Source organism: Amycolatopsis sp. NPDC001319, assembly GCF_042896185.1.
In the GTDB taxonomy this organism is placed as follows: Bacteria; Actinomycetota; Actinomycetes; order Mycobacteriales; family Pseudonocardiaceae; genus Amycolatopsis.
On the sequence record NZ_JBIAWY010000003.1, the window covers coordinates 352,970 to 378,123 of the forward strand.

Genomic DNA, 25,154 nt, shown 5'->3' on the forward strand with positions numbered 1-25,154 from the left:
CCCGTGCACGCATGGGTGACGCCCTTGCTAATCTTTTCAAGTCCTCACAGAGGCAGGCCCCTTTAGCTCAGTCGGCAGAGCGTCTCCATGGTAAGGAGAAGGTCTACGGTTCGATTCCGTAAAGGGGCTCGCGAGTGAACGAGCTATGCTTGCGGAAAACGCAAGCCTAGCTCGCTTCGCGGCGTCCATCTGGGGGTCGAACCCCCAGGCCTCCGCCAGAGGGCTTCGCCCCCTGGACCCCCCGGGGTTGGGCGTGGTTAGGGCGGTGTAGCTCAGTTGGCAGAGCAAGCGGCTCATAATCGCTGTGTCGCCGGTTCAAGTCCGGCCACCGCTACGCGGTAACGACGGGGCTGGCCCCCGGATCTGAGAGAGAAGGAAACGCTGTGGCTGCCACCGACGTGCGACCCAAGATCACGCTGGCGTGCGAGGAGTGCAAGCACCGCAACTACATCACCAAGAAGAACCGGCGCAACGACCCGGACCGCTTGGAGATGAAGAAGTTCTGCCCGAACTGCGGTACGCACCGGACTCACAAAGAGACCCGCTGACGTTAGCGGTTCTCGTCCAGCTTCGAACAGCCGTCCCGGCCCAGCGCCGGGGCGGCTTTTCGCTGTTCAGGGCCAGTTTTGGGCCGGCCGAGGGCACGTCCGGGGACCTCTCGGACAACGGTCCCGGGTCGGCTAGCCTCAGCGGGTGCCTTTGGACCAGTCGTTCGCCGGGCGGAGCTATCCGCCGGCCGGAAAGTACGCGGTGAGCCGCGAGAAGATCCTCGAGTTCGCCGAGGCGATCGGGGACCCCAACCCGATCTACTGCGACCCGGAGGCGGCCCGCGCGGCCGGGTTCCCGGACGTGGTCGCGCCGCCGACGTTCCTCACGCTCCTGAACCTGCCCAAGGTCAACGGGATCGTGGCCGACCCGGAGCTCGGGCTCGACTACTCGCGCATGGTCCACGGCGACCAGGGCTTCACCTACGAGCGCCCCGTCCACGCGGGTGACGTGCTGGAGATCGGCGCGACCATCGAGAACATCATGGCCCGCGCCGGCAACGACTTCATCAACGTCAGCGCCCGCATCACCGACGCCGACGGCAAGCTGGTCTGCACCACCCGCGCGCAGCTCGTGGTGCGAGGGGAGGACGCGTGAACGTCGGCGACGAACTGCCCTCGCTGCAGGTGCGCGTCACGCGCGAGCAGCTGGTCCGCTACGCGGGCGCCGCGCTGGACTTCAACCCGATCCACTGGAACGAGCGCTTCGCCAAGGAAGTCGGCCTGCCCGACGTGATCGCCCACGGCATGCTCACCATGGCCCTGGCCGGCCGTGTCGTCACCGACTGGCTCGGCGACCCCTCGCGCCTGCTGGACTTCAGCGCCCGCTTCACGCGCCCCGTCGCGGTCCCCGACGACGCCGAGGGCGCCCTCGTGGAGATGACGGGCAAGGTCGGCGCGATCTCCGACGACGGCGTCGCCCGACTGGACCTGGTCGTGAAGTTCGACGGCAAGACCGTGCTCGGCAAGCCGCAGGCGCTCGTCCGCGCGTAACGCGCTCAGCTCACCACCGACTCGACGGCCGTCGCCATGCCCGCTTCACCCCGCGCGTTGGGGTGCAGCGGGGCGGCGGCCGACGTCGGCACCAGACCCTCCACCCAGCGCGTGCCGGAGCCCGTGCACACGTCGTGGCCCTTGCTCGGCCCGGCCGTGTCGGCGTAGCCCGCGTTGTGGGTCTTGGCCTGCTCTTCGAGCACGTCGTCGAGGTGTTTCAGCGAGTCGCGCAAGTACGCGACATCGCCGGACCCGACGGGGATCGCGGGCCAGCAGCCGTCGCCGTCGGGCAGCACGGTGGGGTAGCCGACCACGACCACCCGGGCCTTCGGGGCCTGGGCGTGGATCTTGTCGAGCACCGCGCCGAGCTTGCCCGCGACGGCGTCGATGCGGTCGGAGAGCTGGTCGTGCCCGCCCGCGGTGAGCCGGTCGTGGCAGGGCGCGCCGTCGCGGTGCGAGGTGGCGCAGCTGGGGGCGAGCGCGATGAACCCGACGTCGTTGCCGCCGATGCCCAGCGTCACGAGCGTGGTCGCCGACGTCACGGAGTCCAGCTGCGGCGGGTTCGTGCCGTTGTGGGTCGACTGGGAGCCCGTGAGGTCGGCCGTGGTGGCGCCGCTGCAGCTGACGTCCACGAACTGCGCGGGCTTGATCTTCGCGGCCACCAGGTGCGGGTAGTTGTTGTCCGAACGGTCGCAGCCCGCGGGCGTGCCCGCCGCCTTCCCCGTGCGCGGCGCGGAGGTGTACGAGTCGCCGAGCGCCACGTAGCGGCCCGAGCCACCACCCGTACCGGCGCCGGCCGGCGGCTCGGTCGACGACCCGTGCTTCGACTTGTAGTACCCCACCCCGAGCAGCGCGACCACGACCACCAGGATCAGCAACCCGCATCCGCCGCGCTTCTTCGCTGCCACCTGATCGTTTCTACCGGTCCGCGACCCCGCGTGACGACGGGTATCCGGGTGAGACCCCTACCGGTCGACGGCGGCGCGCAGCTGTTCGGCCAGGTCCAGCGCGTGCTCGACGCCGTCGGCGATGTAGTGCAGGTCCACGAACGCCTCGGTGAACCCCTCGTCGGCGGCACCCTTCAGCGCCGACGCGAGGTCGGCCACGGTCACCACGGGCGTGCCCTCGCGCGGGTTGACGCGCAACGGGCGCCGCAGCGTCGCCGGGTCGCGGCCGGCTTCGGTGGCGGCGTCGGCGATCACCGCCCACATCCGGTGCAGGTACTGCGGGGGCAGCAGCGTCGGGAGCCAGCCGTCGGCGCTCGTGCCGACGCGGCGCAGGGCGCGTTCGGACATCCCGCCGAGCAGGATCGGCGGGTGCGGGGTCTGCACGGGCCGCAGGCCGACGTGCGAATCGGGGATCTGCCAGTGCGCGCCGTCGTGGCCCGCGGGGTCGGCGGTCCAGAGCGTGCGCAGGACCTGGATCAGCTCGTCGAGGCGGCCGCCGCGCCCGGCCCACGGCGCGCCGGTGGCGGTGTACTCGTCGCGCAGCCAGCCGAGGCCGAACCCGGCGTCGAGGCGGCCGCCGGAGAGCAGGTCGAGCGACGTGAGCGTCCGAGCGAGCAGCACCGGCGTGTAGACGGGCGCCGAGAGCGTGCTCATGCCCAGCCGCACGGTCTTCGTGGCGCCGGCGGCGGCCGTCAGCGCGACGAACGGGTCGACGAAGTGGATGAACTCCGGCGGGTACGGCCGCTCCGGTGTCCCGCCTCCCGGGTACAGGTCCGAGGGTTCGAGCGGGGTGAGCACGCGGTCACCGACCCACAGCGAAGCGTAGCCGAGATCCTCGGCCGCGGCGGCGAATCCGGCGATGGCAGTGGGGTCGGCGAGCTTGCCGTACTGCGGCAGGGCGAGTCCGAGTCGCAACGCGGTCACCGGGCCTCCTCGGGGACGACTTTCCTTGCGGGACAACGAAGATCACGCGCCGCACCGGGGACCTCGCTGGGGATCACCGGGTTCTCGGCCGCGATGCCGGAATTTCCCCGGTGCGGCAAGGTTTTCCGGCGGCTTCCGAAGTGCCTCGCGAGTCCGGGATGAACGACCGCGGAATCCGCGTTGACCACTGTGCGGAGAGTCGTTTCCCGATTAATCGCGGACGGGCGCATGCGGCCATCCTGGCACGGCTCGGCGGCGCTCGCCGGTCACGTTCCCGGCGCGCTGGAGCAGGGCATCGGGGGGTCGGTGCGAGGGCGCCCGACTAACGAGGGGGGCGCGGTTGCGGGCCTCGATCCGGCTTGCCGTAGACTTCGGAACTCGGAACGCACTACGGTCATCCCCGCCGGATGGTGGGGACGATGGAATGCGTCCTCCGGAGCCTGGGTGACCAGGTTCCACAGGGGTGTAGCTCAATTGGCAGAGCAGCGGTCTCCAAAACCGCAGGTTGCAGGTTCAAGTCCTGTCACCCCTGCGTACGGGTACTGGTGGAGCGGAGGAGTGGTCGTGAGCGACAGCGACGCCAGCGGCGAGCACGAGCAGGACGCGTCGGGCGAGAAGCCCGGGGTCGAGTCCCGCCCGGCGACCGCCGCGGCTCGGCGTGAGCGCCGCGCTTCCGCCCGCCCGTCCGGCAAGTCCGAGGCGCGTTCGGGCGGCACCAGGCCGTCCGGCAAGGCGGGCGACAAGGTCGCGAAGCCCGCCGACGCCAAGGGCGCGCCGACCCCGAAGCGGGACCAGAAGCCGAAGAAGGCGTCGGTCTTCGCGCGGATCATGCGGTTCGTCCGCGAGGTCTGGGCGGAGCTGCGCAAGGTCATCTGGCCCAACCGCAAGCAGATGGTCACCTACACCGCAGTCGTGCTGGTGTTCGTGGTGTTCATGGTGGCCCTCGTGAGCGGCCTCGACCTGGCCTTCAAGCAGGTCATCGGGCTGGTCTTCGGCTGACGCCGAAGGGGCGCGCCACCGTGCGCCGCGCGGGCCGGCCTGCCCGAGCCCGGCAAGTGATCAACTGAGAGGACGGAACGTGACCTCCGACAACGGCACAGGAGCCGGTCGCGACCTGACCGAGCTTTCCGACGAGCAGGTGCACGCGGCACTCGGCGACGAGGAGTCCGCTCACCTCGAGCCCGTCGAGGTGCCCGACGCCGGCGAAGAGGTCGACGCAGCCGTCGAAGACAGCGCTGACGACGCCGAGGCCTCGGACACCGAGGCCGACGACGCCGAGGCGGCTGACGACAGCGAAGCCGACGCCGTGGCCGACGAAGCCGTCGAGTCCGAGCCGGCCGCCGAGTCCGACGACCCCGTCGCCGCGCTGCGCGCCGAGCTGATGGCCGCGCCGGGCGAGTGGTACGTCGTGCACAGCTACGCCGGGTACGAGAACAAGGTGAAGACCAACCTCGAGACCCGGACCACGACGCTGGACGTCGAGGACTACATCTTCCAGATCGAGGTTCCGACCGAAGAGGTCACCGAGATCAAGAACGGCCAGCGCAAGCAGGTGCAGCGCAAGGTGCTGCCCGGCTACATCCTGGTCCGGATGGACCTGAACGACGCCTCGTGGAGCGCGGTGCGCAACACGCCGGGCGTCACCGGGTTCGTCGGCGCGACCTCGCGCCCGTCGCCGCTCACCGTGGACGAGGTGCTGAAGTTCCTCGCGCCGCAGGTCGAGAAGGAAGCCCCGGCGAAGGCCGGCAAGGGCGAGGCCGCCGCGGCGTCCACGCCGTCCGGTGGCGGCGCCGTCGAGGTCGACTTCGAGGTCGGCGAGTCGGTCACCGTCATGGACGGCCCGTTCGCCACGCTGCCCGCGACGATCTCCGAGGTCAACGTCGACGGACAGAAGCTGAAGGTCCTGGTGTCGATCTTCGGCCGGGAGACCCCGGTCGAGCTGTCGTTCACCCAGGTCTCCAAGATCTGACGGTCGGGAATACCGACCGGCAGTCCCCGCGTACTGGCAGGTGTGCGGGGGACTCACGTCAGTAAGAAGGACACAAGGTAATGCCACCCAAGAAGAAGAAGCTTGCGGCGATCATCAAGCTGCAGATCAAGGCGGGCCAGGCCAACCCGGCCCCGCCGGTCGGCCCGGCGCTGGGCCAGCACGGCGTCAACATCATGGAGTTCTGCAAGGCCTACAACGCCGCGACCGAGTCGCAGCGCGGGGACGTCGTCCCGGTCGAGATCTCCGTGTACGAAGACCGGTCGTTCGACTTCAAGCTGAAGACGCCGCCGGCCGCCAAGCTGCTGCTCAAGGCCGCGGGCGTGGAGAAGGGCTCCGGCGAGCCGCACAAGACCAAGGTCGCCAAGGTCACCTGGGACCAGGTCCGCGAGATCGCCAAGACCAAGGAGACCGACCTCAACGCCCACGACATCGACCAGGCGGCGAAGATCATCGCCGGCACCGCCCGCTCCATGGGCATCACGGTCGAGGGCTGATTTTCTCCTGAGCACCACCGCGAGATCGCGCCGGTTTCTGGACTGAGCGATTTCGATCGGCCCCGAGGGCCGAGCGAAATCGGGAGGGAAGAAATCGGCTCAGGGCGATCTCGCCGCCTCGACGGAGTCGAGGCAATCGACACCGTGGGAGAGCCAGTGCTGGCTCTGACACCACACTGATCCGTTTTCGAAGTTAAGGACAGAAGCATGACCAAGCACAGCAAGGCTTACCGCCAGGCTGCGGAGCTCATCGACAAGGAGCGTCTCTACGCCCCGCTCGAGGCCGCGAAGCTGGCGAAGGAGACCTCCAAGACCAAGATGGACGCGACCGTCGAGGTCGCGATGCGTCTGGGTGTCGACCCGCGCAAGGCCGACCAGATGGTCCGCGGCACCGTGAACCTGCCGCACGGTACCGGTAAGACCGCTCGCGTCATCGTGTTCGCCGTCGGCGACAAGGCCGCCGAGGCCGAGGCCGCCGGCGCGGACGCGGTCGGCACGGACGAGCTGATCGAGCGCATCCAGGGTGGCTGGCTCGACTTCGACGCCGCCATCGCGACGCCGGACCAGATGGCCAAGGTGGGCCGCATCGCCCGCATCCTCGGCCCGCGTGGTCTGATGCCGAACCCGAAGACCGGCACGGTGACCCCCGCGGTCACGAAGGCCGTGCAGGACATCAAGGGCGGCAAGATCAACTTCCGCGTCGACAAGCAGGCCAACCTGCACCTGGTGATCGGCAAGGCGTCGTTCGACACCGAGAAGCTGGTGGAGAACTACGCGGCCGCGCTGGACGAGATCCTGCGCGCCAAGCCGTCGTCGGCCAAGGGCCGCTACGTCAAGAAGATCACCTTCACCACCACGATGGGCCCGGGCATCCCGGTCGACCCGCTGCGGACGCGCAACCTCCTCAGCGAGGACGCGGCCGTCTGAGTCGCACATCACGCGAAAGGGCGGTCACGCAATGTGCGTGGCCGCCCTTTTTTCGTGTCTCATGGACACTATGCCGACGACGACATTCACCGCTCCCGACGGGCTCCGCCTGAGCTACACGGTGTGGGAGGGCGACGGGCGGCACCGTCGCCCCGTCGTGCTGCAACACGGCTTCGCGGCGGACGCCCACGTGAACTGGGTCGGCACCGGCGTCGTCCATACCCTGGTCGACGCCGGGTTCACCGTGATCGGCCTCGACGCCCGCGGCCACGGCGCGTCGGACAAGCCCCACGACCCGGCCTGCTACGGCCAGGACGTGATGGCCCGCGACGTGTCCGCCCTGCTCGACGAGCTGGGCCTCGAAGAGGTCTCCCTCGCCGGCTACTCCATGGGCGCGATCGTCGCCCTCATCGTGGCCACCACGGACAAGCGCGTGCGCTGCCTGGCCACCGGCGGGATCGGCGCGGGCATCATCGACTTCGGCGGCGTCGACACGCGCGTGGTCGAGCCCGAGCAGCTCGCCGACGGCCTCCTCGCCGACGACCACGCCAATGTGCCCGCCCAGGTCCGCCCCTTCCGCCGCCTCGCCCGCCGCACCGGCGGCGACGTCGACGCCCTGGCCGCCGTCCTGCGCGCCTCCCGCCGCACGTCCATCCCCCTGACCGAGATCACCGTCCCCACCCTGATCCTCGCCGGCGAACGCGACCAGCTCGCGGCCCAGCCCGAGCGCCTCGCCATCGGCATCGCGGGCGCCCGCCTCGTCCGCGTCCCGGGCGACCACATGACGGCCGTCGCGGACCCCGCGTTCGCCCTGGCGCTGGCCGACTTCTTCGCCTACTCGGACACGGGGGAGACGAGGTTCGCGATCTCCTCGCCGGCGTAGCCGAGCTCGGCGAGCAGCTCGCTCGTGTGCTCACCGCGCGCGGGCGTGTGGCGGCGGACCGACGCCGGCGTGTCGGACAGGATCATCGGTGGCCCGACCTGGCGGTACGTGCCTTCCGTCGGGTGCTCGGCGAGGGAGACGAGGCCGCTGCCCGTGTAGTACGGGTCGGTCTCCACGTCTTCCAGCTCCAGCACCGGCGCGAACGGGATGGACAGCTCGGCGCAGATCTCCTGCCACTGCGCCGTGGTCTTCTCGAGCGACAGCTTGCCGATCTCGTCGTACAGCTCGCCGTAGTGCTTCGCGCGGCTGGCGGGGTCGCCGAACCGCGGGTCGGTGGCGAGGTCTTCGCGTCCGGCAGCGCGGAAGAAGTCGGCGATGTTCTTCTCGGTGTAGGGCAGGACGCAGGCCCAGCCGTCGGCCGTCCGCACGGCCTGATGGCCCTCGGTCATCGACCGGTTGAAGCCCATCGGCCCGATCGCGGGCTCGAACGTGTGGCCCGCGAGGTGCTCGACGAGGTTGAACGCCAGCATCGTGTCGGCCATCGGCACCTCCACGCGCTGGCCGCGGCCGGTCGTGCGCTGGTGCACCACGGCGGCGAGCACGGAGTAGACGATGGTGAGCGCGCACAGCTTGTCGGCGAGGATCGTCGGCGCGTACGTGGGCGTGCCGGTCGCGCGGCGCATCAGGTCGGCCATGCCTGAGGACGCCTGCACGATCTCGTCGTAGGCGGCGAGGCCGGCGCGGTCGGAGTCGGTGCGGAAGCCCTGGGCGTTGCAGTAGACGAGCCGCGGGTTGAGCTCCGCGAGCTGCTTGTAGCCGAGGCCCAGGCGCTGCAGCGCGCCGGGGCGCATGTTGGTGACCAGCACGTCGGCTGTCTTCACCAGGCGCAGGAAGGCCTCGTGGCCCGTGGCCGACTTCAGGTCGAGCTCGACGCTGCGTTTGTTGCGGTTGACGTTGAGCGCGAGCGCGCCCATGCCGTCGTGGCGCTGGGGGTGGGTGCGGCGGGTGCTGTCGCCCGCGGGGGACTCGACCTTGACCACATCGGCCCCGAGGTCGCCCATGATCTGGGTGGCGTAGGGGCCCATGACCACGGACGACAGGTCGATCACGCGAATGCCGTGCAGGGCGCCTTCGGTCACTTCGTGCCTCCTTGATCGATAACCTCTCCCATTAAGTTAGGTAGGCTAAGTAATTTACGCAATGTGATACTCTGTTACCTATATGGGTAATCGTCAGCACCACCGCACGGTCGATCGCGTCGCCGCGATCCTGGAGGCGGTCGCGAACAGCGCGCCGGGGCTGACGCTCACGCAGCTCGCGGCGCGGCTCGACGCGCCCGTGTCGTCGGTGCAGAAGCTGGTGAACGGCCTCGCCGCCGTCGGGTACCTCGACGAGCAGGAGCGGCACTTCGTGCTCGGCCCCGCGCCGCACGTGCTCACGGTGCGCTCCGGCCGCGTGCCGGTGCGGTCGGTGTCGCATTCCGCGCTGGTTTCGTTGAGCTCTGCGGCCGGGTGCGCGGCGCTGCTCGCGGTGCAGGTGGGTGACAGCGCGGTGTACGTCGACTGGGCCGGCACGGACGAGCCATTCGACTACGCGCTCTCCCGGTCCCTTCGCTCCGCGCTCCCGCGTACGGCGGCGGGGCGCGTGCTGCTCGCTTCGCTGCCCGAAGCCGACCGCCGTGCGGTGGTGGCGCAGGAGCCCGACACCCGCACGGGCGTCGATCTGCTCGCGGAGGCGGCGGAGATCCGCGAGCAGGGTTACGCCGTGGTCGACTCCGGGCACGCCATGGAGACGATGGCCGCCGTGGCTGTGCCGGTCACCGAGTCGGGGCGCGTCGTGGCGGCTGTGGCGCTGGCGGCACCGTCCGAAGTGGTCGAGGCGCGGCTGCCGGATCTGGTCAGGACGTTGGGGGAGTGGAACTCGACGCGGGCCCGCACTTCTCCGGACCCGGCGAGTGGCCCGTGATCAGCCACTGACCTTTGTCCACTTGGGACACGGTGAAGACGCCCAGTGCCGGGCCGCCGGAGATGGTGAAGTCGCACGAGTCGATGGTCACCACGCCCGCCGGCGGGGGGCCGGAGACGTACGAGGGCAGTGATTCGGCGTAGTCGTTCTCGTTGGTGACCTGCGCGTGCAGCTTCTCGACGGCCACCTTGCAGTCGGGCTGGCCGACGTCCTGGGCGAACTTGGTCTGGATGGGCTCGTCGAACCGGCCGCACGCGTCTTGGACCAGGCCCTGCGCGATGTTGTGGTAGACGAAGCGGACGGCCTCGTACGGATTCGTCGAGAAGATGTGGTTCGTGTGGTAGGTCCCGCCGCCTTCGGCCGCGATCTGGGCCGAGGACTTGCCTTCGTCGCTGGGGAAGTAGTGGCGGTAGGCCCACGTGGCGGCTATACCGAGGATCACCAGCACGATCACCCAGCCCAGGATCTTGCCGCCGAGGCGCTTGAGCCAGCGGGGCACCGGGCGGCGACGGCGGGGTTCCTCGTAGGGCGCCAACGCGCCGGGCGGGCCCGGGGGGACGGGCGGCTGCCAGCCCGGCTGGGTCTGCGGCTGGCGGGAGCCCGCGGGGACGAGGCCGGCGTCGGGCGTGGGGGCGGGTTGGTTGCCTTGCTGGGCTTGGGTGAAGCGGAGGTAGTCCTGGAACTGCTGGAACTGGCGGAACTGCTCCAGCTGCGCGGCGTCCAGCTGCGGCTCGCCCTGGGCGGGCTGGGATGGCTGCGGCAGCGCGGGCAGATGCGACGGCTCCGCGGCGGGGGGCGGCGAGCCCGACGGCAGGCCGTTCTGCGGAACCCCCGGCGCTGAAGGCTGCTGCGAACCTGGCCACTGCCCGGAACCAGACTGCCCCGAAGGCTGCGGCAACCCGCCCGGAACCGGTTGCGTGCCGTCGGCAGGTTGGGGGCCGGGGCCGGTGGGGTTGTCCGGCTGTCCGTGATCACGCTGCTCCGCCACGTCACCAATGATGCCCGCTCGGCGGTGAATCCCCGAGTCCGGGCGGCTTGTCGCTGGTCAGGCAGGGGGGTGGGCGAAAGGCGGGAAAGCCCTCACGTATAGTTGACGACGGTTCTACCGAAGACCGCTGGTTTTCCGGGTGCTCCACGGCGCTCGGAACGAAGGTCCCGCGAGATGAGCGGGCGGCCCGCGCAGGAGGAATGAGGTTCGGCTTCCCCTCGGGGAAACGCCGTGTGACGCCCCGTGCTGACTGCGCGTGGGCGTTTTTTCGTCTCAGAGGGCTCTCGAAGGACCAGTGGAATCCACTAGCCAAGAGAGGAGGCGACCATGGCGAAGCCCGACAAGGTGGCGGCCGTCGCCGAGATCGCGGAGAGCTTCCGCAGCAGCTCGGCCACCGTCGTTACCCAGTACACCGGCCTCTCCGTGTCCCAGCTGTCCCAGCTGCGCCGCGCTCTCGGCACCAGTGCCAAGTACCGGGTCGCGAAGAACACCCTCGTGAAGCGTGCCGCCGAGGACGCCGGTGTGCAGGGTCTGGACGACCTGTTCGTCGGTGCCACCGCGATCGCCTTCGTCGAAGGTGAGCCGGTCGACGCCGCGAAGGCGCTTCGCGACTTCGCGAAGGACAACAACGCGCTTGTCATCAAGGGCGGCTACATGGACGGCAAAGCGCTGTCCGTGGACGAGATCAGCAAGATCGCCGATCTCGACAGCCGTGAGGTCCTGCTCTCCAAGGCAGCGGGCGCGTTCAAGGCGAAGCTGTCCCAGGCCGCCGCGCTGTTCCAGGCGCCGGCGTCCCAGGTCGCCCGCCTGGCTGCCGCGCTGCAGGAGAAGCAGGGCGGCGCCGCCGGTACCGAAGCAGCCGAAGCACCCGCCGAGAGCTGATCACCCCCACCCCGAACGTCGAGTTCGTTTTTCTGAGAGGAAGCCATCATGGCGAAGCTGAGCACCGCCGAGCTGATCGACGCCTTCAAGGAGCTCACCCTTCTTGAGCTGTCGGACTTCGTGAAGGAGTTCGAGACCACCTTCGACGTCACCGCCGCCGCCCCGGCCGCCGTCGTCACCGCCGGCCCCGTGGGTGCCGCCCCGGCCGCCGCCGAGGAGCAGGACGAGTTCGACGTCGTCCTCGAGTCCGCCGGTGACAAGAAGATCCAGGTCATCAAGGTCGTCCGCGAGGTCGTCTCGGGCCTGGGCCTGAAGGAGGCCAAGGAGCTGGTCGAGGCCGCTCCCAAGGCCCTCCTGGAGAAGGTCGACAAGGAGGCCGCCGAGGCCGCCAAGGAGAAGCTCGAGGCCGCCGGCGCCAAGATCACCATCAAGTGATCCCGGGCGCGCAAGCGCCTACCGCACCACCTCGTTGAAGGGGCGGGCATCCACTCGGATGCCCGCCCCTTTCCTTTTGATCAAGACGCGTAACAATCAAGGTCGGCGAAGCGGTTTCCCGAACACCACCCACCGTGATCAGAAGGGCTGCCCATGACCGACGGCACCGCCGCCTTGCCGCGCTACTACTCGACCAGCGACCTCCATCCCGACGAAGTGCAGAAGAGGCTCAAGGAATCTGCCGAAGCCGGCCACAACCAGGCCCACGTGCAGCGCCTGCTCGTCGAGCTGGTGGCCCAGCAGGTCGCCATCCGCCGCTACCTCCTCGTGCTCACCACGATCGCCGTGCTCGGCCTCGTCGCGTCCGTGATCTGCGGGATCGCCATCGCCGCCGGGTGACCAAGGCCCAGCACTCGATCACGTCGAGTTCGTTGTCGATCTGTTCCGTTTGCTCCTGTTAGCCCGACGGAGTGAGGCCGTTTGGGCCATCTGGATCTGCGTCACTGAGTGACGTGCACTACCGTGCTGCCAGCAGTCACCGGACAAGGCCACGAACGGGTGAGGTGCTCACCGGCCTCGCCAGGGCGGAAAACTGGTGAGTAACCTGTTCGCACTCAGCTCGTTGCACCTGGTTGACGCGGAGATCGCGGCGCGCATCGGCGCGGGCTCCGCTGCCAGTTGCCGCGGGGCGGCGGTGCGCGACGACGCGGAACAGCTCCTGGAGGTGTGATGGGCGCCGAGGTGGTCATCGAAGGTCTGACGAAGTCCTTCGGCAGGCAGACCATCTGGCGGGACGTGACGCTGACGCTGCCCCCGGGTGAGGTGTCCGCGATGCTCGGCCCGTCGGGAACCGGCAAGTCGGTGTTCCTCAAGTCCATGATCGGCCTGCTGAAGCCCGACAAGGGCCGCTGCGTGATCAACGGCGTGGACATCGTCACGTGTTCCGAGCACAAGCTCTACGAGATCCGCAAGCTCTTCGGCGTCCTGTTCCAGGACGGCGCGCTGTTCGGGTCGATGAACCTGTACGACAACGTCGCCTTCCCGCTGCGGGAGCACACCAAGAAGTCCGAGTCCGAGATCCGCCGCATCGTCCAGGAGAAGCTGGAGATGACGGGCCTGGCCGGCGCCGACCGGAAGCTGCCCGGCGAGATCTCCGGCGGTATGCGCAAGCGCGCGGGCCTCGCGCGGGCTCTGGTGCTCGACCCGCAGATCATCCTGGTCGACGAGCCGGACTCCGGTCTGGACCCCGTGCGCACCGCGTACATCTCGCAGCTGCTCATCGACCTCAACACCCAGATCGACGCGACGATCCTCATCGTCTCCCACAACATCAACCTCGCGCGCACCGTGCCCGACAACCTCGGCATGCTGTTCCGCAAGGAGCTCGTGATGTTCGGCCCCCGCGAGGTGCTGCTCACGAGCGACGAGCCCGTGGTCGAGCAGTTCCTCAACGGCCGCAAGCGCGGCCCCATCGGCATGTCCGAGGAGAAGGACACCGCCACGATGGCGCGCGAGGAGGCCGAAGCCGCGGCGGGGCACTCCGACGGCTCGCCCGACGAGGACGTCCGCGGGGTCGTCCCGCAGATGCAGCCCAGCCCCGGCCTGCCGGAGCGCGCGGGCGCCCGCCGCCGGATGGACCGCGTGATGCGGATCCTCCACACGCTCCCGGCCAACGCGCAGGAGGGCATCATCGAGTCCCTCACGCCGGAGGAGCAGCGGCACTACAACGTCCAAGCGAACGTCCAAGCGAACGTCCACGCGCCGGCCCGCCGCCCGGGGCCCGAGGACACGCAGCAGATCCCGCGGATCACCGACCGCGGCCCGGTGCCGAACCAGCACCAGGGCCAGCTGCCCGCCGACCAGGTCGCCCGCATCCCGGGCGACGCCAACCCGCAAGGACCGGGCGGCGGCTACTTCGGCCGGACCGGCAACGGGCCGGGTGGCGCGTGAGCTCGAACGCAGCGCCGGCGAAGAAGATCCCCGGAGCGGGCATGCTCCGCGAAACCGGGAACCTGTTCGCCCTCGGTCTCGACATCATCCGCGGCATCTTCCAGCGCCCGTTCCAGCTGCGGGAGTTCATCCAGCAGGCCTGGTTCGTCGCCAGCGTCACGATCCTGCCGACGGCGCTCGTCGCGATCCCGTTCGGCGCGGTCATCTCGCTGCAGTTCGGCGCGCTCGCCCGCCAGCTCGGCGCGCAGTCCTACACCGGCGCCGGTTCGGTGCTCGCCACGGTGCAGCAGGCCAGCCCGCTCGTCACCGCGCTGCTGGTGGCCGGCGCCGGCGGCAGCGCGGTCTGCGCGGACATCGGCGCCCGCACCATCCGCGAGGAGATCGACGCGATGGAGGTGCTGGGCGTCTCGGCGGTCCAGCGCCTGATCGTGCCGCGCACGCTCGCGATGATGCTCGTTGCCCTCTTGCTCAACGGCATGGTCAGCGTCATCGGCGTGCTCGGCGGCTACTTCTTCAACGTCGTGCTCCAGGGCGGTACACCGGGTGCCTACCTGGCGAGCTTCTCCGCGCTGGCCCAGGAATCCGACCTCTGGGTCGGTGAGCTCAAGGCCCTGATCTTCGGCTTCATCGCCGCGGTCGTGGCGGCCTACCGGGGCCTGCACCCCAGCGGTGGCCCGAAGGGCGTGGGCGACGCGGTGAACCAGTCGGTGGTCATCACGTTCCTGCTGCTCTTCGTCGTGAACTTCGTGATCACGCTGATCTACCTGCAGATCGTGCCCGGAAAGCTGGACTGACATGACGTTCATCTCGGGTGCGAAGCGCGTCGCCCACCGTCCGCTGGAGACCCTGGACACCCTGGGCGACCAGATGTCCTTCTACGGCCGCGCGCTGCTGTGGACGCCACGCACGCTGCGCCGCTACATGAAGGAAGTCCTGCGGCTGCTCGCCGAGGTGAGCTTCGGCTCCGGCTCGCTCGCGGTCATCGGCGGCACGGTCGGCGTGATGGTCGGCCTCACGCTCTTCACCGGTGTCCTCGTGGGCCTGCAGGGCTACTCGGCCCTGAACTCCATCGGCACCTCGGCGTTCACCGGCTTCCTCACCGCGTTCTTCAACACCCGCGAGATCGCGCCGCTCGTCGCGGGCCTGGCCCTGTCGGCCACGGTCGGCGCCGGCTTCACCGCGCAGCTGGGTGCCATGCGGATCTCCGAGGAGATCGACGCGCTGGAAGTCATGGGCGTGCCGAGCCTGCCGTACCTGGTGACCACGCGGATCATCGCCGGGTTCGTGGCCGTGATCCCGCTCTACATCATCGGCCTGCTGAGCTCCTACCTCGCGTCGCGGCTGGTGGTCATCTACATCTACGGCCAGTCAGCGGGTACCTACGACCACTACTTCGACCTTTTCCTACCACCGCAAGACGTTCTGTACTCGTTCATCAAGGTGCTGATCTTCAGCGTCTTGATCATTCTTTCGCACTGCTACTTCGGCTACCGCGCCTCCGGTGGGCCGGCCGGCGTCGGCGTGGCCGTGGGCCGCGCGGTGCGCCTTTCCATCGTCACGGTTTCGATCGTGAACTTCTTCATCGGTTTCGCCATCTGGGGGACCGACGTCACGGTGAGGATTGCGGGATGATCACACTGCGGCGCAGGCTTCTGGGCCTGCTGCTCGTGGCGCTGCTCGTGGGAGGTGTGGCCCTGAGCATCGCCTTGTACAACAAGGCGTTCACCAAGTTCGTGACGGTGAAGCTCGAGGCCGACAGCATCGGCAACCAGCTGCTGGAGCAGTCGGACGTGAAGGTGCGCGGCCTGATCGTGGGGTCGGTCAAGACCATCGCGGCCACCACCGACGGGGCCGAGCTCACGCTCGATCTGCAGCCGGACTACGTGAAGCTGATCCCGGAGAACGTCTCGGCACGCTTTCTGCCCAAGACGCTCTTCGGCGAGCGCTACGTCTCGCTCGAGATCCCGAAGAACCCGTCCGCCAAGACGCTCACCGACGGCGACGTGATCCCGCAGGACCGCACGTCGGGCGCGATCGAGCTGGAGCAGGCGCTGCAGCACCTGCTCCCGGTGCTGCAGGCGGTGCAGCCGCAGAAGCTCTCCAGCACGCTCACCGCGATCTCCACCGCGCTGCAGGGCCGCGGCAAGCCGCTCGGCGAGACGCTCTCGCAGCTGGGCGACTACATCGGCAAGCTCAACCCGCACGAGCCGCAGCTGCAGCACAACCTCAAGGCCCTGGCGGACTTCTCCGACAACCTGAGCGCGTCGGCGCCGGACCTGGTGCAGAGCCTCGACAACCTGAGCACGACCACCCGCACCGTGGTGGACGAGCAGCAGAACCTGGCCAGCCTCTACGGCAACCTGACCACGGCTTCGCAGAACCTGCAGTCGTTCCTGGAAGCCAACTCCCAGAACATCATCAGCCTCGCCGACACCGCACGGCCCACAGCTGAGCTGCTCGCCAAGTACGCGCCGGAGTACCCGTGCGTGATCGGGCAGATGGCGAAGCTCGTGCCGGTCGTCGACAAGGCCCTCGGCAAGGGCACCAAACAGCCCGGCCTGCACGCGACGATCGAGGTGGTCGTGAACCGCGGTCCCTACAAGGCGGGTCAGGACGAGCCGCGGTTCGAGGACAAGCGCGGCCCGCGCTGCTACGACCTGAAGAACCTGCCGAACCCGTTCCCGCAGGAGCCGCCGGACGGCGCGTTCAAGGACGGCACCAGCCACACGAACGCGCCGAACTCCCACAGCACCGGCCTCAACCCGGGCAACCTCCTCGCCGACGCTGCGGGCCTCGGCGGCGGCACGGGTGGCGGCGACCCGGCGTACTCCGGCGCGGAGAACGACTTCCTCGGCCAGCTCGTGGGGCCGGAAGTCGGGATGTCCCAAGGTGACTTCCCGGGCTGGGGCTCGCTGCTCGTCGGCCCGCTCTACCGGGGTGCGGAGGTGACGGTGAAGTGAGGGGACTGGCCGCACCGCTGATCAAGCTGTCGATCTTCGTGGTGATCACCGTGCTGTTCACCGCAGTGCTCGGCATCAGCATCGCGAACATCAACACCACCAGCACCTTGGACTATTCGGCGCGCTTCACCGACGCGACGCTGCTGCTCAACGGCGACGACGTCCGCATCGCCGGCGTCCGCGTGGGCACGGTGAAGGACGTGAAGATCGTCGACAAGCGCCAGGCGCAGGTCGACTTCACCGTCGACGCCGGGCGGCAGCTGCCGGCCGGTGTCACCGCGCAGATCAAGTTCCGCAACCTCGTCGGCCAGCGCTACCTCTCGCTCGGCGAGGGCAGCGACACCTCCGGCAAGACGCTGGCGCCGGGCGGCACCATCCCGCTCGAACGCACCACCCCCGCCCTGGACCTCACCGAGCTGTTCAACGGGTTCAAGCCGCTGTTCACCGCGCTGAACCCCGACGACGTCAACAAGCTCTCCTACGAGGTCATCCAGGTCCTGCAGGGCGAGGGCGGCACCGTCGAAAGCCTGCTGTCGCACACCGCGTCGCTGGCCACCACGATCGCCGACAAGGACAAGGTGATCGGCGAGGTCATCGACAACCTGAACTCGGTGCTCGACACCGTCAACGCGCACACGCCGCAGCTGAGCGACCTGATCGTGAAGCTGCAGCAGCTGGTGTCCGGCCTGGCCGCCGACCGCAAGCCCATCGGTGACGCGATCGACAGCCTCGGCACCCTGGCCCAGACCACCGCCGGCCTGCTCGGCGACGCGCGCCAGCCCTTGAAGGACGACATCGGCGCGCTCGGCGACCTCGCGGGCAAGCTCAACAAGAACGAGCCCACGCTGGAGCACTTCATCCAGTTCCTGCCGACGAAGGTGAGCGCGCTGACCCGCACCGCCGACTACGGCTCCTGGTTCAACTTCTACGCCTGCGAGGTCAAGGGCAGCGTCGCCCTGCCGCCGCTGGTCAACCAGCCGATCGACGTGCCGCTGCTGCCGTCCAACCGGGAGAGGTGCAGCGGATGAAGTCCTTCCAGAAGCGCAACCCCGTCCCGATCGCGCTGGTCGGGCTCGCGGTCCTCGTGCTCGGCTTCATTGCCGCGCTCAACTCCGACGACCTGCCGGTGATCGGCGGCGGCACGACCTACAGCGCCGAGTTCTCCGAGGCCGCCGGGCTCACGACCGACAACGACGTGCGCATCGCCGGCGTGAAGGTCGGCAAGGTCTCCGAGATCAAGCTCGACGGCGCCAGCGTCAAGGTGTCGTTCAAGGTCAAGGACGCCTGGCTCGGCGACAAGACCTCGGCCGCGATCAAGATCAAGACGCTCCTGGGTCAGAAGTACCTTTCGCTGGACCCGCAGGGCACCGGCACGCTCAACCCGGGCCAGCCGATCCCGCGCGACCGCACGATGTCGCCCTACGACGTGCTCGACGCGTTCCGCGGCCTGTCCCAGACCGTTGACGACATCAACACCGACCAGCTCGCGAAGAGCTTCGACACCATCACGCAGACGTTCGCCAACACGCCCGAGGACGTGAAGGGCGCGCTCTCGGGCCTGTCGAAGCTGTCGGACACCATCGCCTCGCGCGACGCGCAGCTGTCGAACCTGCTGGCCAACACCCGCGAGGTGTCGCAGACGCTGGTCGACCGCGACGCCGAGGTGCAGAAGCTGATCACCGACGGCAACCAGCTGCTCGACGAGATCTCCAAGCGCGAGCAGGCCATCACCGCGCTGCTCCAGGGCTCCCAGGAGCTCGCCACGCAGCTGCAGGGCCTCGTCGACGACAACGACAAGCAGCTCGACCCCGTGCTCACGCAGCTGGATCAGCTCACGTCGATGCTGCAGCGCAACCAGGACTCGCTCGCGCAGGGCATCGCCAAGTTCGCCCCGTTCGTGCGCGTGTTCACCAACACCATCGGCACCGGGCACTGGTTCGACAACTACATCTGCGGCCTGGTGGCGCCGTCGGTCGGCCCGCTCAACCAAGAGGGGTGCTACACGAAATGAGTGACACCCGGTTCGGCCAATCGCTCCTGCGCGGCGCGTCCATCGCCGTCGTGCTGGCCCTCGTGGTCGCGGGCGGCATCTGGTGGACGCTCAAGGACGCGGGGCGCAACCACCTCACCGCGTACTTCTCCGGCGCCGTCGGCCTCTACGAGGGCAACAGCGTGCGGATGCTCGGCGTCGACCTCGGCACGGTCACCAAGGTCCAGCCGATGGGCAACCAGGTGCGCGTGGACTTCGAGTACGACCGCTCGGTGCCCGTGCCCGCCGACGCGAAGGCGCTGATCGTCTCGCCGTCGCTGGTCAGCGACCGCTACATCCAGCTCGCGCCCGCGTACACCGGCGGCCCGAAGATCTCCGACGGCGCCGTGATCCCGCTCAACCGCACCGAGGTGCCGCTCGAGGTCGACCAGCTCGCCGCGAGCCTCGCGAAGGTGAGCGAGACCCTCGGCCCCAACGGCGCCAACAAGAACGGTTCGCTCTCGGACCTGCTCAACACCGTCGCGAAGAACGTGGACGGCAACGGCCAGGCCCTGCACGACACGATCGCCAAGCTCGGCCAGGCGTCCGGCACGCTCGCCGGCAACAAGGACGACCTGTTCCAGACCGTGCAGAACCTCGGCCAGTTCTCGCAGACGCTGGTCAACAGCGACAGCCAGGTGCGCCAGTTCGAGAGCCAGCTCGCCGACGTGAGCGGGTACCTGGCGGGGGAGAAGGACGACCTCGCCGCCACCGTGCAGCAGCTGAGCACCACGCTGCAGTCGGTGCAGGGCTTCATCGAGCAGAACCGCGGCCGGCTCAAGTCCAATGTGGACAAGCTGGCCAGTGTCACCAAGGTGCTCGTGGACCAGCGCAGCGCGCTGTCGGAGATCCTCGACGTGGCGCCGGTGGCGCTGTCGAACCTCGTCAACGTCTACAACGGCTCCTCCGGCACGCTCGACGCGCGGCCGAACCTCAACGAGCTCACGCAGCCGCCGCTGGTGATGGTGTGCAACCTGCTCAAGCAGACGCCCGACGCGCTCAAGCTGCTCGGCAACACGTGCGGCTCGATCGCCGGCGTGGTCGACGGCCTCGTGCCGCTGCCGTCCACCGCGCAGGTGGTGCAGTCACTGCAGAACGGCAAGCTTCCGCCACTGCCGCTCCCGCTCGCGGGCCAGGTCTACGGGACGGGGAGCTGAGCATGAAGCGCCTCCAGAGGTTCGCCGCCGCCGGCGTGGTCACCACGGTGTCCGCGCTGGTGCTGTCGGGCTGCGGGTTCACCGGCATCTACGACGTGCCGCTGCCCGGCGGTGCCGACCTCGGCAGCCACCCGTACAAGGTGAAAGTGCAGTTCCAGGACGTGCTCGACCTCGTGCCGCAGGCCGGCGTGAAGGTCAACGAGGTGCCGGTCGGCCAGGTCGAGTCCGTCGGCCTCACCCCCGACGGCTGGCACGCCGAGGTCACCGTGGAGATCAACGGCGACGTGAAGCTGCCGGCCAACGCGCTGGCCAACGTGAAGCAGTCGAGCCTGCTCGGCGAGAAGTACGTGGAGCTGTCGTCACCCGGCGACGGCCAGGCGCAGGGCACGCTCGCGAACAACGCCACGATCCCGCTCGCGCGCACCGGCCGCGACGTCGAGGTCGAAGAGGTCCTCGGCGCGCTGTCGCTGCTGCTCAACGGTGGCGGGGTCGACCAGCTCAACACCATCACCAAGGAGCTCAACAACGCGACGGCGGGCAAGGAGCCCGACATCAAGGCGTTGCTGGACAACGCCAACGAGCTCGTGACGAACCTCGACGAGCAGTCGCGCAACATCACCCGCGCGCTCGACGGGCTCGACCGGCTGTCGATGACGCTCAAGGACCAGAAGGACAAGCTGGTGGGCGCCGTCGACAACCTCGGGCCTGGCATCGGCGTGCTGGAGCAGCAGCGCGGCCAGCTCGTGACCATGCTCAACGCGCTGAACAACCTCTCCGGCGTCGCGACCGACACCGTGAACAAGAGCAAGGCGGACCTCGTGGCCGACCTCAAGGCCCTCACGCCGACGCTGCAGAAGCTCGGCGAGGCCGGCAACGACCTGCCGCAGGCGCTGCAGATCCTGCTGACCTTCCCGTTCACCGACCAGGCCTACGACGACGTGAAGGGCGACTACTTCAACCTCTTCGCGAAGGTCGACCTGAACCTCAAGGACATCATCGACAACCTGGGCCGCAGCCGGGACAACCCGCTGTCGAACCTGCTGCCGGTGCCGGGCCTGACCGGCGGGGTGAGCGGCACGCCCGCCGACCAGCCGCCGCCGCTGTCGTTCCCCGACCAGTCCGGTTCGGGCTCCGGTTCGAAGCAGCCGAACTCGACCGGCGGCCAGGGCGGCGGGCAGCCGTCGCAGGGCGGGCTGTCCGGGCTCTTCGGGATCCTCTCGGGAGGTGCGGGCTGATGTTGCTGCGCAAGACGAAGATCCAGCTCGTGGCCTTCGCGATCATCTCGATCGTGGCGCTCGTCTACGCCCTGGTCCGCTTCGCCGGCCTCGGCTCGGTGTTCGGCGACAGCGGTTACACGGTGAAGCTGCAGCTCAACGAGTCGGGCGGCATCTTCACCAACGCCGAGGTGACCTACCGCGGCTTCAACATCGGGCGCGTCGGCCAGCTGCGGCTCACGCAGACCGGCCTGGAGGCCGACCTCAACATCGACCCGTCGGCGCCGCAGGTGCCCGCGGACCTCGACGCCGTGGTCGCCAACCGCTCGGCCGTGGGTGAGCAGTACGTGGACCTGCGGCCGAAGAACGACAAGGGCCCATACCTCGCGGGGGGCTCGGTGATCCCGGCGTCGAAGACGACGGTGCCGGTCAGCACCGACCGGCTGCTGTCGGACCTCGACTCGCTGGCGGCCTCCGTGCCCACCGACTCGCTGCGCACCGTCGTGGACGAGTCCTACGACGCGTTCCGCGGCACTGGCGGCGACCTGCAGCAATTGCTCGACACCGCGCAGAGCTTCACGGCCACGGCCCAGCAGTACCTGCCGCAGACGGTGCAGCTGCTCGACGCCGGCGGCCAGGCGCTGGACACGCAGAACCACGAAGCGTCGAACTTCGCGGACTTCTCCAAGAACCTCAACGAGCTCACGGGCACGCTGAAGAACTCCGACGGTGACCTGCGCAAGCTCATCGGCGTCACACCGCAGGTCGCGGCCCAGATCAACCAGGTCGTCAACGAGACCGGGCCGGGCCTGGGCGCGCTGACGGCGAACCTGCTGACCACGGCCAACGTCACCGTGACGCGGCTGGACGGCATCGAACAGGGCCTGGTGACCTACCCGGCGCTGGCCGGCGCGGCGTCCAGCGTGGCGCCGGGCGACGGCACCGCCCACCTCGGGCTCGTGCTCAACCTGTTCAACCCGCCGGCCTGCACGAAGGGCTACCTGCCCTACAGCCAGTACCGCACGGGCGCCGACACGTCACCGCGGCCGGCCGACGACAACGTGTACTGTGCCGAGCCCAAGGGCAGCCCGATCAACGTCCGCGGCTCGCAGAACGCGCCGTACGGCGGGGCCCCGGTCGCGCCGTCGCAGGCGGACGTGGACGCCAACGCGGGCCGTCCGGCCCAGGAGCTGCAGGACATGCGCGACGCCGCCGTGCCGGGCGTAGCCGGAAGCCCGGGTGTCTCGTTGAACAGCCTGGGAGCGCTGCTCGGCCTCGCCGGCTGAGCGTCCTGACCGGTATTTGACGACCGTTACCTACCCTGGAGTGATATGAGTTCCGAACAGGCCGCCGCCGAGGAAGGGGTGACCTCGTCGCCGCCGGAAGCCTCGGCTTCCGCTTCGGAGACCACGTCGCACGCGGCCGCCTCGCCGGCCAAGCGGTCCCTGCCGGGCTCGCCGCGCGTGTGGCTCTTCGGCGCCGGGGCCTTCGCGCTCGCCGCCTTCGTGGTCGCCGTGGTCTTCGGGATCATGTGGTGGGTCGCGGGCACGGGCGAGAACGCCGACCTCGCGAAGTCCCGCGACGACGTCGTGAAGGCGGGCGCCGCGGCGGTTGAGGCCTACACCACCGTGGACTACACCAACCTCAACGAGTACTTCGACCACCAGAAGGCCGTGTCGGACACCAACATGGCCCAGCAGATCGACGCGGGCCGGGCGACGTACTCGAAGGCGCTGACCGACTCGAAGGTGAAGGTCACCGCGACGGTGCAGGACATCGCCGTCGAGGAGCTCGACGACCACGAGGGCAAGGCGAGCTTCCTGGCCGCGATCACCACGACGAACAGCGCGGGCGGCCAGACCAGTTCGAAGGCGCTGCGCTTGGAGGCCTCGATGACCCGCGTCGGGAGCGAGTGGAAGCTGTCCGGCATCGACAGCGTCCCCCTCGTCGCCTCCGGACAGTAGTTTCACCGCAGAACGGAGTTCTCCCAGTGCCCCCCTCCCGCCGCCAGCCGCCCCGCAGCAGCACCCCGCCGGCCCGCCGGCCGAGGGTCGCCGGGCTGCGCAAGCCGTCGAGCGCGGACGGCGCACCCGCGTCCACCGACGAGCGGCCGACTCCCCCCGCGACCCCGGCCCCGGCCAAGCCGCGCCCGCGTCCGGTGCCGCGGCCCGGCCCGCTGACCAGCGCGGACCCGTCCGAGGTCACGCAGGAGATCCGGTTCCCGAAGAGCGCGGGGATCTCGCGGTCCCGCGGGCCGGCGACCGAGGACACCTCGGCCCCGGTCGAGGACGAGGCGGAGGTCGACGCCCTCACCGGCGAGGCCGTGGAAACCGAAGCTCCCGAGAAGCCAGAAGCTCCCGAGAAGCCAGAAGGGCCGGCCCACGCCGCTCCCCGCCGGAAGCGCCGCGACGCGGGCCGCGCGAAGCCCGTGGACCGCGACGAGGCCGAGCAGGAGGCCGCCGGCGCTCCGGCCACGCCGCCGCCGTGGGCGAAGCTGCAGCCGCGCGAGGACCGCTCGGTCGCACTGGTCGTGGTGCTGCTCGTGGTGGGCCTGGTGTTCGCCGGGGGCGCGGTGTTCTTCAAGCTGAAGTTCGACGACGTCTCCGACTCCACGAGCAACGCCGCCCTGCTCGACGTCGCGAAGACCGCGCAGGTCAAGGACCAGGTCTCGAAGGCGACCGAGACCCTGTTCTCCTACGACTTCAACAACATCAAGAAGACCGAGGACGCGGCCAACAGCGTGCTGGCCAACGACGACGTCAAGGCCAAGTACAACTCGCTCATGGGCGAGGTGAAGCGCCTCGCACCGCAGCAGAAGATGGTGGTGACCTGCAAGGTCACGCGCAGCGCGGTGATCATGCTCAACGGGGACCTCGCCCGCGTGATGGTGTTCGTCGACCAGACCTCCACGCGCACCGACACCAAGCAGACCACCGCCGGCTCGGCCCAGCTGCACGTCGACGCCCAGCTGCAGGGCGACACGTGGAAGATCACCGACCTCGACACGTACAAGGCCCCGGCGCCGCCCGCGGCCAAGGCGCCCGCTTCCTCGGCGCCGGCCTCGCCGCCGCCGTCGAAGTAAGGACCGCAGAAGGCCCGGTGCCCGCTTGAGCGGGTGCCGGGCCTTTCTTGCTTTCCGCCGGTGTCCGGAGAGCCTCAGCAGAGCGACTGCACGGCCGTGCGCAGTGCCGTGCGGTGCAGCTCGTCGAGGTGGTCGACGACGTCGGCCGAGATCTGCGCCTCGAGCACGTCCACGCGGCGCGGGGAGCCGGGCTCGCGGACGTCGTTCGTGGCCACCAGCTCGGTCAGCAGCGACGTCGTCAGCTCGTCCAGCTCGGCGCGGATCTCCGTGAGGTCCGGGCGCGTGGTGGGTGCCTGCTCGGGGTGCGCGGTCCAGCGGTCGAACAGCCCGCGCTGCACGACCTTGCTGGCGGTGATCTGGTCGGAGAAGAACGCGGCCGTGCGCTCGGGGTCCAGCCCCAGTGCGAACGCCCGGGTGCGCACCGCGGCGAGCTCCTGCTCCTCGCGCGCCGGGTCGTCGATGGGCTTGCCGGTGCCGAACTTCGACGCCGCCACACGATCGCTCACCCGCAGGCGCTCGACCACGAGGTCCGTGAGCGGCCGGAGCCGGCCGAACGCGTGGCCCGTGCTGTCCTTGGTGTCTGTGGCGGTCTTTTCGGATGCGGCCATGGCCTGAGTGCCTCCGACGGTGAGTGCGGCCAGGGCGACGGCGAGGATCACGGTGGAGCGGCGAGCGGTCTCGTTCCCGAGCATGAGCACTCCGTCGTGGGCCGGCGACCAGGATCGGATCCGATTTTAGCGGTGGGGAATTCACGAAACCCGGACAATCTCGCCGGGTGGACGCGCAATC

29 protein-coding genes and 3 tRNA genes are annotated in these 25,154 nt (G+C 69.4%); 27 read left to right on the forward strand and 5 right to left on the reverse strand.

Translation table 11 applies throughout. From position 1 onward, the window contains the following. Positions 1 to 56 precede the first annotated feature (56 nt). The 5 genes from ACFY1H_RS12135 (at position 57) to ACFY1H_RS12155 (ending at position 1,538) form a co-directional block, all read left to right on the forward strand. Positions 57 to 129: transfer RNA gene (locus ACFY1H_RS12135), tRNA-Thr, on the forward strand. A 132-nt stretch (positions 130 to 261) separates the two neighbouring features. Then, a tRNA-Met gene (locus ACFY1H_RS12140) sits at positions 262 to 334 on the forward strand. A gap of 49 nt (positions 335 to 383) precedes the next feature. Further along, the gene (gene rpmG / locus ACFY1H_RS12145; RefSeq protein ID WP_020668467.1) at positions 384 to 548 is read left to right on the forward strand and encodes a 50S ribosomal protein L33; all 165 of its coding nucleotides are present in this window, start codon (positions 384 to 386) and stop codon (positions 546 to 548) included. Between the two features lie 145 nt (positions 549 to 693). After that, on the forward strand, positions 694 to 1,143 hold the full coding sequence (locus tag ACFY1H_RS12150; protein WP_386946343.1) for a MaoC family dehydratase N-terminal domain-containing protein: 450 nt from the start codon (positions 694 to 696) through the stop codon (positions 1,141 to 1,143). Then, positions 1,140 to 1,538, forward strand: a complete 399-nt coding sequence (locus tag ACFY1H_RS12155) for a MaoC family dehydratase (RefSeq protein ID WP_366575858.1) — start codon at positions 1,140 to 1,142, stop codon at positions 1,536 to 1,538. Before ACFY1H_RS12150 ends, ACFY1H_RS12155 begins: the two co-directional genes overlap by 4 nt. A 5-nt stretch (positions 1,539 to 1,543) precedes the next feature. Here ACFY1H_RS12155 and ACFY1H_RS12160 read toward each other — a convergent pair whose 3' ends face one another. Together ACFY1H_RS12160 and ACFY1H_RS12165 are read right to left on the reverse strand one after the other, a co-directional pair. Then, on the reverse strand, positions 1,544 to 2,446 hold the full coding sequence (locus ACFY1H_RS12160) for an SGNH/GDSL hydrolase family protein (protein WP_366575856.1): 903 nt from the start codon (positions 2,444 to 2,446) through the stop codon (positions 1,544 to 1,546). A 57-nt stretch (positions 2,447 to 2,503) separates the two neighbouring features. Beyond that, a complete protein-coding gene (locus tag ACFY1H_RS12165) occupies positions 2,504 to 3,409 on the reverse strand; it encodes a TIGR03619 family F420-dependent LLM class oxidoreductase (protein ID WP_366575854.1) in 906 nt (301 codons plus the stop codon). Positions 3,410 to 3,868: 459 nt separating this feature from the next. Between ACFY1H_RS12165 and ACFY1H_RS12170 the strand changes: the two genes are divergently transcribed. The 6 genes from ACFY1H_RS12170 (at position 3,869) to ACFY1H_RS12195 (ending at position 7,703) form a co-directional block, all read left to right on the forward strand. Next, positions 3,869 to 3,941 (forward strand) — tRNA-Trp (locus tag ACFY1H_RS12170). Positions 3,942 to 3,973: 32 nt separating this feature from the next. Beyond that, positions 3,974 to 4,408 carry a preprotein translocase subunit SecE gene (secE, locus tag ACFY1H_RS12175; RefSeq protein ID WP_360597598.1) on the forward strand — a complete coding sequence of 145 codons (435 nt, stop codon included), beginning with the start codon at positions 3,974 to 3,976 and terminating at the stop codon, positions 4,406 to 4,408. A gap of 79 nt (positions 4,409 to 4,487) precedes the next feature. Then, positions 4,488 to 5,378, forward strand: coding sequence for a transcription termination/antitermination protein NusG (gene nusG, locus ACFY1H_RS12180; RefSeq protein WP_386946346.1), 891 nt, complete (start codon positions 4,488 to 4,490; stop codon positions 5,376 to 5,378). 80 nt (positions 5,379 to 5,458) lie between these two features. Then, a complete protein-coding gene (gene rplK, locus ACFY1H_RS12185) occupies positions 5,459 to 5,893 on the forward strand; it encodes a 50S ribosomal protein L11 (RefSeq protein WP_204091731.1) in 435 nt (144 codons plus the stop codon). Between the two features lie 207 nt (positions 5,894 to 6,100). Beyond that, positions 6,101 to 6,820 carry a 50S ribosomal protein L1 gene (gene rplA / locus ACFY1H_RS12190; protein WP_220246051.1) on the forward strand — a complete coding sequence of 240 codons (720 nt, stop codon included), beginning with the start codon at positions 6,101 to 6,103 and terminating at the stop codon, positions 6,818 to 6,820. Between the two features lie 70 nt (positions 6,821 to 6,890). Then, positions 6,891 to 7,703, forward strand: a complete 813-nt coding sequence (locus ACFY1H_RS12195; protein ID WP_386946349.1) for an alpha/beta fold hydrolase — start codon at positions 6,891 to 6,893, stop codon at positions 7,701 to 7,703. On the opposite strand, the gene ACFY1H_RS12200 is transcribed toward ACFY1H_RS12195, so the two are convergent. Beyond that, positions 7,655 to 8,842, reverse strand: coding sequence for a CaiB/BaiF CoA transferase family protein (locus tag ACFY1H_RS12200; RefSeq protein ID WP_386946351.1), 1,188 nt, complete (start codon positions 8,840 to 8,842; stop codon positions 7,655 to 7,657). The genes ACFY1H_RS12195 and ACFY1H_RS12200 overlap by 49 nt on opposite strands. 82 nt (positions 8,843 to 8,924) lie before the next feature. On the opposite strand from ACFY1H_RS12200, the gene ACFY1H_RS12205 reads away from it, so the two are divergent. After that, positions 8,925 to 9,668 carry an IclR family transcriptional regulator gene (locus tag ACFY1H_RS12205; RefSeq protein ID WP_386946353.1) on the forward strand — a complete coding sequence of 248 codons (744 nt, stop codon included), beginning with the start codon at positions 8,925 to 8,927 and terminating at the stop codon, positions 9,666 to 9,668. Here the strand turns inward: ACFY1H_RS12205 and ACFY1H_RS12210 are convergent. Beyond that, a complete protein-coding gene (locus tag ACFY1H_RS12210; protein ID WP_386946355.1) occupies positions 9,601 to 10,656 on the reverse strand; it encodes a hypothetical protein in 1,056 nt (351 codons plus the stop codon). The genes ACFY1H_RS12205 and ACFY1H_RS12210 overlap by 68 nt on opposite strands. Positions 10,657 to 10,983: 327 nt before the next feature. On the opposite strand from ACFY1H_RS12210, the gene rplJ reads away from it, so the two are divergent. From rplJ to ACFY1H_RS12285, 15 genes are all read left to right on the forward strand, one after another. Further along, positions 10,984 to 11,538 (forward strand): 50S ribosomal protein L10, encoded by a 555-nt coding sequence (gene rplJ / locus ACFY1H_RS12215; protein ID WP_386946357.1) that lies wholly within the window; start codon positions 10,984 to 10,986, stop codon positions 11,536 to 11,538. A 48-nt stretch (positions 11,539 to 11,586) separates the two neighbouring features. Beyond that, positions 11,587 to 11,973, forward strand: coding sequence for a 50S ribosomal protein L7/L12 (gene rplL / locus ACFY1H_RS12220; protein ID WP_364045171.1), 387 nt, complete (start codon positions 11,587 to 11,589; stop codon positions 11,971 to 11,973). A 153-nt stretch (positions 11,974 to 12,126) separates the two neighbouring features. Next, positions 12,127 to 12,372, forward strand: coding sequence for a hypothetical protein (locus ACFY1H_RS12225; protein ID WP_366575839.1), 246 nt, complete (start codon positions 12,127 to 12,129; stop codon positions 12,370 to 12,372). A gap of 196 nt (positions 12,373 to 12,568) precedes the next feature. Continuing rightward, entirely contained in the window at positions 12,569 to 12,703 is a 135-nt protein-coding gene (locus tag ACFY1H_RS12230) for a hypothetical protein (protein WP_366575837.1), read from the forward strand. Then, positions 12,703 to 13,923, forward strand: coding sequence for an ATP-binding cassette domain-containing protein (locus ACFY1H_RS12235; RefSeq protein WP_366575835.1), 1,221 nt, complete (start codon positions 12,703 to 12,705; stop codon positions 13,921 to 13,923). The genes ACFY1H_RS12230 and ACFY1H_RS12235 overlap by 1 nt, the downstream gene beginning before the upstream one ends. Positions 13,924 to 13,964: 41 nt before the next feature. Beyond that, positions 13,965 to 14,717: an ABC transporter permease gene (locus ACFY1H_RS12240; protein WP_366575975.1), complete on the forward strand. Its 753-nt coding sequence runs from the start codon at positions 13,965 to 13,967 to the stop codon at positions 14,715 to 14,717. A 1-nt stretch (position 14,718) separates the two neighbouring features. Next, complete coding sequence (locus tag ACFY1H_RS12245) at positions 14,719 to 15,555, forward strand: ABC transporter permease (protein WP_360597583.1); 837 nt, start codon at positions 14,719 to 14,721, stop codon at positions 15,553 to 15,555. Beyond that, positions 15,552 to 16,883 carry an MCE family protein gene (locus tag ACFY1H_RS12250; RefSeq protein ID WP_366575833.1) on the forward strand — a complete coding sequence of 444 codons (1,332 nt, stop codon included), beginning with the start codon at positions 15,552 to 15,554 and terminating at the stop codon, positions 16,881 to 16,883. The genes ACFY1H_RS12245 and ACFY1H_RS12250 overlap by 4 nt, the downstream gene beginning before the upstream one ends. Then, positions 16,880 to 17,911, forward strand: coding sequence for an MCE family protein (locus ACFY1H_RS12255; RefSeq protein WP_366575832.1), 1,032 nt, complete (start codon positions 16,880 to 16,882; stop codon positions 17,909 to 17,911). Before ACFY1H_RS12250 ends, ACFY1H_RS12255 begins: the two co-directional genes overlap by 4 nt. After that, a complete protein-coding gene (locus ACFY1H_RS12260; RefSeq protein ID WP_366575831.1) occupies positions 17,908 to 18,894 on the forward strand; it encodes an MCE family protein in 987 nt (328 codons plus the stop codon). The genes ACFY1H_RS12255 and ACFY1H_RS12260 overlap by 4 nt, the downstream gene beginning before the upstream one ends. Then, entirely contained in the window at positions 18,891 to 20,069 is a 1,179-nt protein-coding gene (locus ACFY1H_RS12265) for an MCE family protein (protein ID WP_386946361.1), read from the forward strand. The genes ACFY1H_RS12260 and ACFY1H_RS12265 overlap by 4 nt, the downstream gene beginning before the upstream one ends. Before the next feature lie 2 nt (positions 20,070 to 20,071). Continuing rightward, complete coding sequence (locus ACFY1H_RS12270) at positions 20,072 to 21,304, forward strand: MCE family protein (protein ID WP_366575827.1); 1,233 nt, start codon at positions 20,072 to 20,074, stop codon at positions 21,302 to 21,304. Beyond that, entirely contained in the window at positions 21,304 to 22,569 is a 1,266-nt protein-coding gene (locus ACFY1H_RS12275) for an MlaD family protein (protein ID WP_366575825.1), read from the forward strand. Before ACFY1H_RS12270 ends, ACFY1H_RS12275 begins: the two co-directional genes overlap by 1 nt. A 45-nt stretch (positions 22,570 to 22,614) precedes the next feature. Beyond that, positions 22,615 to 23,247, forward strand: coding sequence for a hypothetical protein (locus ACFY1H_RS12280; RefSeq protein WP_366575823.1), 633 nt, complete (start codon positions 22,615 to 22,617; stop codon positions 23,245 to 23,247). Between the two features lie 26 nt (positions 23,248 to 23,273). Then, positions 23,274 to 24,365, forward strand: coding sequence for a hypothetical protein (locus tag ACFY1H_RS12285; RefSeq protein ID WP_386946363.1), 1,092 nt, complete (start codon positions 23,274 to 23,276; stop codon positions 24,363 to 24,365). Between the two features lie 74 nt (positions 24,366 to 24,439). Here the strand turns inward: ACFY1H_RS12285 and aroQ are convergent, their stop codons facing one another. Continuing rightward, positions 24,440 to 25,057, reverse strand: coding sequence for a gamma subclass chorismate mutase AroQ (aroQ, locus tag ACFY1H_RS12290; RefSeq protein ID WP_386946365.1), 618 nt, complete (start codon positions 25,055 to 25,057; stop codon positions 24,440 to 24,442). Positions 25,058 to 25,154 lie beyond the last annotated feature (97 nt).

Bases quoted from the DNA above. Each gene is read 5' to 3' on its own strand.
- rplK (WP_204091731.1), top strand. From the start codon at position 5,459: ATGCCACCCAAGAAGAAGAAGCTTGCGGCGATCATCAAGCTGCAGATC.
- rplA (WP_220246051.1), top strand. From the start codon at position 6,101: ATGACCAAGCACAGCAAGGCTTACCGCCAGGCTGCGGAGCTCATCGAC.
- ACFY1H_RS12195 (WP_386946349.1), top strand. From the start codon at position 6,891: ATGCCGACGACGACATTCACCGCTCCCGACGGGCTCCGCCTGAGCTAC.
- ACFY1H_RS12205 (WP_386946353.1), top strand. From the start codon at position 8,925: ATGGGTAATCGTCAGCACCACCGCACGGTCGATCGCGTCGCCGCGATC.
- rplJ (WP_386946357.1), top strand. From the start codon at position 10,984: ATGGCGAAGCCCGACAAGGTGGCGGCCGTCGCCGAGATCGCGGAGAGC.
- rplL (WP_364045171.1), top strand. From the start codon at position 11,587: ATGGCGAAGCTGAGCACCGCCGAGCTGATCGACGCCTTCAAGGAGCTC.
- ACFY1H_RS12225 (WP_366575839.1), top strand. From the start codon at position 12,127: ATGACCGACGGCACCGCCGCCTTGCCGCGCTACTACTCGACCAGCGAC.
- ACFY1H_RS12235 (WP_366575835.1), top strand. From the start codon at position 12,703: ATGGGCGCCGAGGTGGTCATCGAAGGTCTGACGAAGTCCTTCGGCAGG.
- ACFY1H_RS12240 (WP_366575975.1), top strand. From the start codon at position 13,965: ATGCTCCGCGAAACCGGGAACCTGTTCGCCCTCGGTCTCGACATCATC.
- ACFY1H_RS12245 (WP_360597583.1), top strand. From the start codon at position 14,719: ATGACGTTCATCTCGGGTGCGAAGCGCGTCGCCCACCGTCCGCTGGAG.
- ACFY1H_RS12250 (WP_366575833.1), top strand. From the start codon at position 15,552: ATGATCACACTGCGGCGCAGGCTTCTGGGCCTGCTGCTCGTGGCGCTG.
- ACFY1H_RS12260 (WP_366575831.1), top strand. From the start codon at position 17,908: ATGAAGTCCTTCCAGAAGCGCAACCCCGTCCCGATCGCGCTGGTCGGG.
- ACFY1H_RS12265 (WP_386946361.1), top strand. From the start codon at position 18,891: ATGAGTGACACCCGGTTCGGCCAATCGCTCCTGCGCGGCGCGTCCATC.
- ACFY1H_RS12270 (WP_366575827.1), top strand. From the start codon at position 20,072: ATGAAGCGCCTCCAGAGGTTCGCCGCCGCCGGCGTGGTCACCACGGTG.
- ACFY1H_RS12275 (WP_366575825.1), top strand. From the start codon at position 21,304: ATGTTGCTGCGCAAGACGAAGATCCAGCTCGTGGCCTTCGCGATCATC.
- ACFY1H_RS12280 (WP_366575823.1), top strand. From the start codon at position 22,615: ATGAGTTCCGAACAGGCCGCCGCCGAGGAAGGGGTGACCTCGTCGCCG.
- aroQ (WP_386946365.1), bottom strand. From the start codon at position 25,057: ATGCTCGGGAACGAGACCGCTCGCCGCTCCACCGTGATCCTCGCCGTC.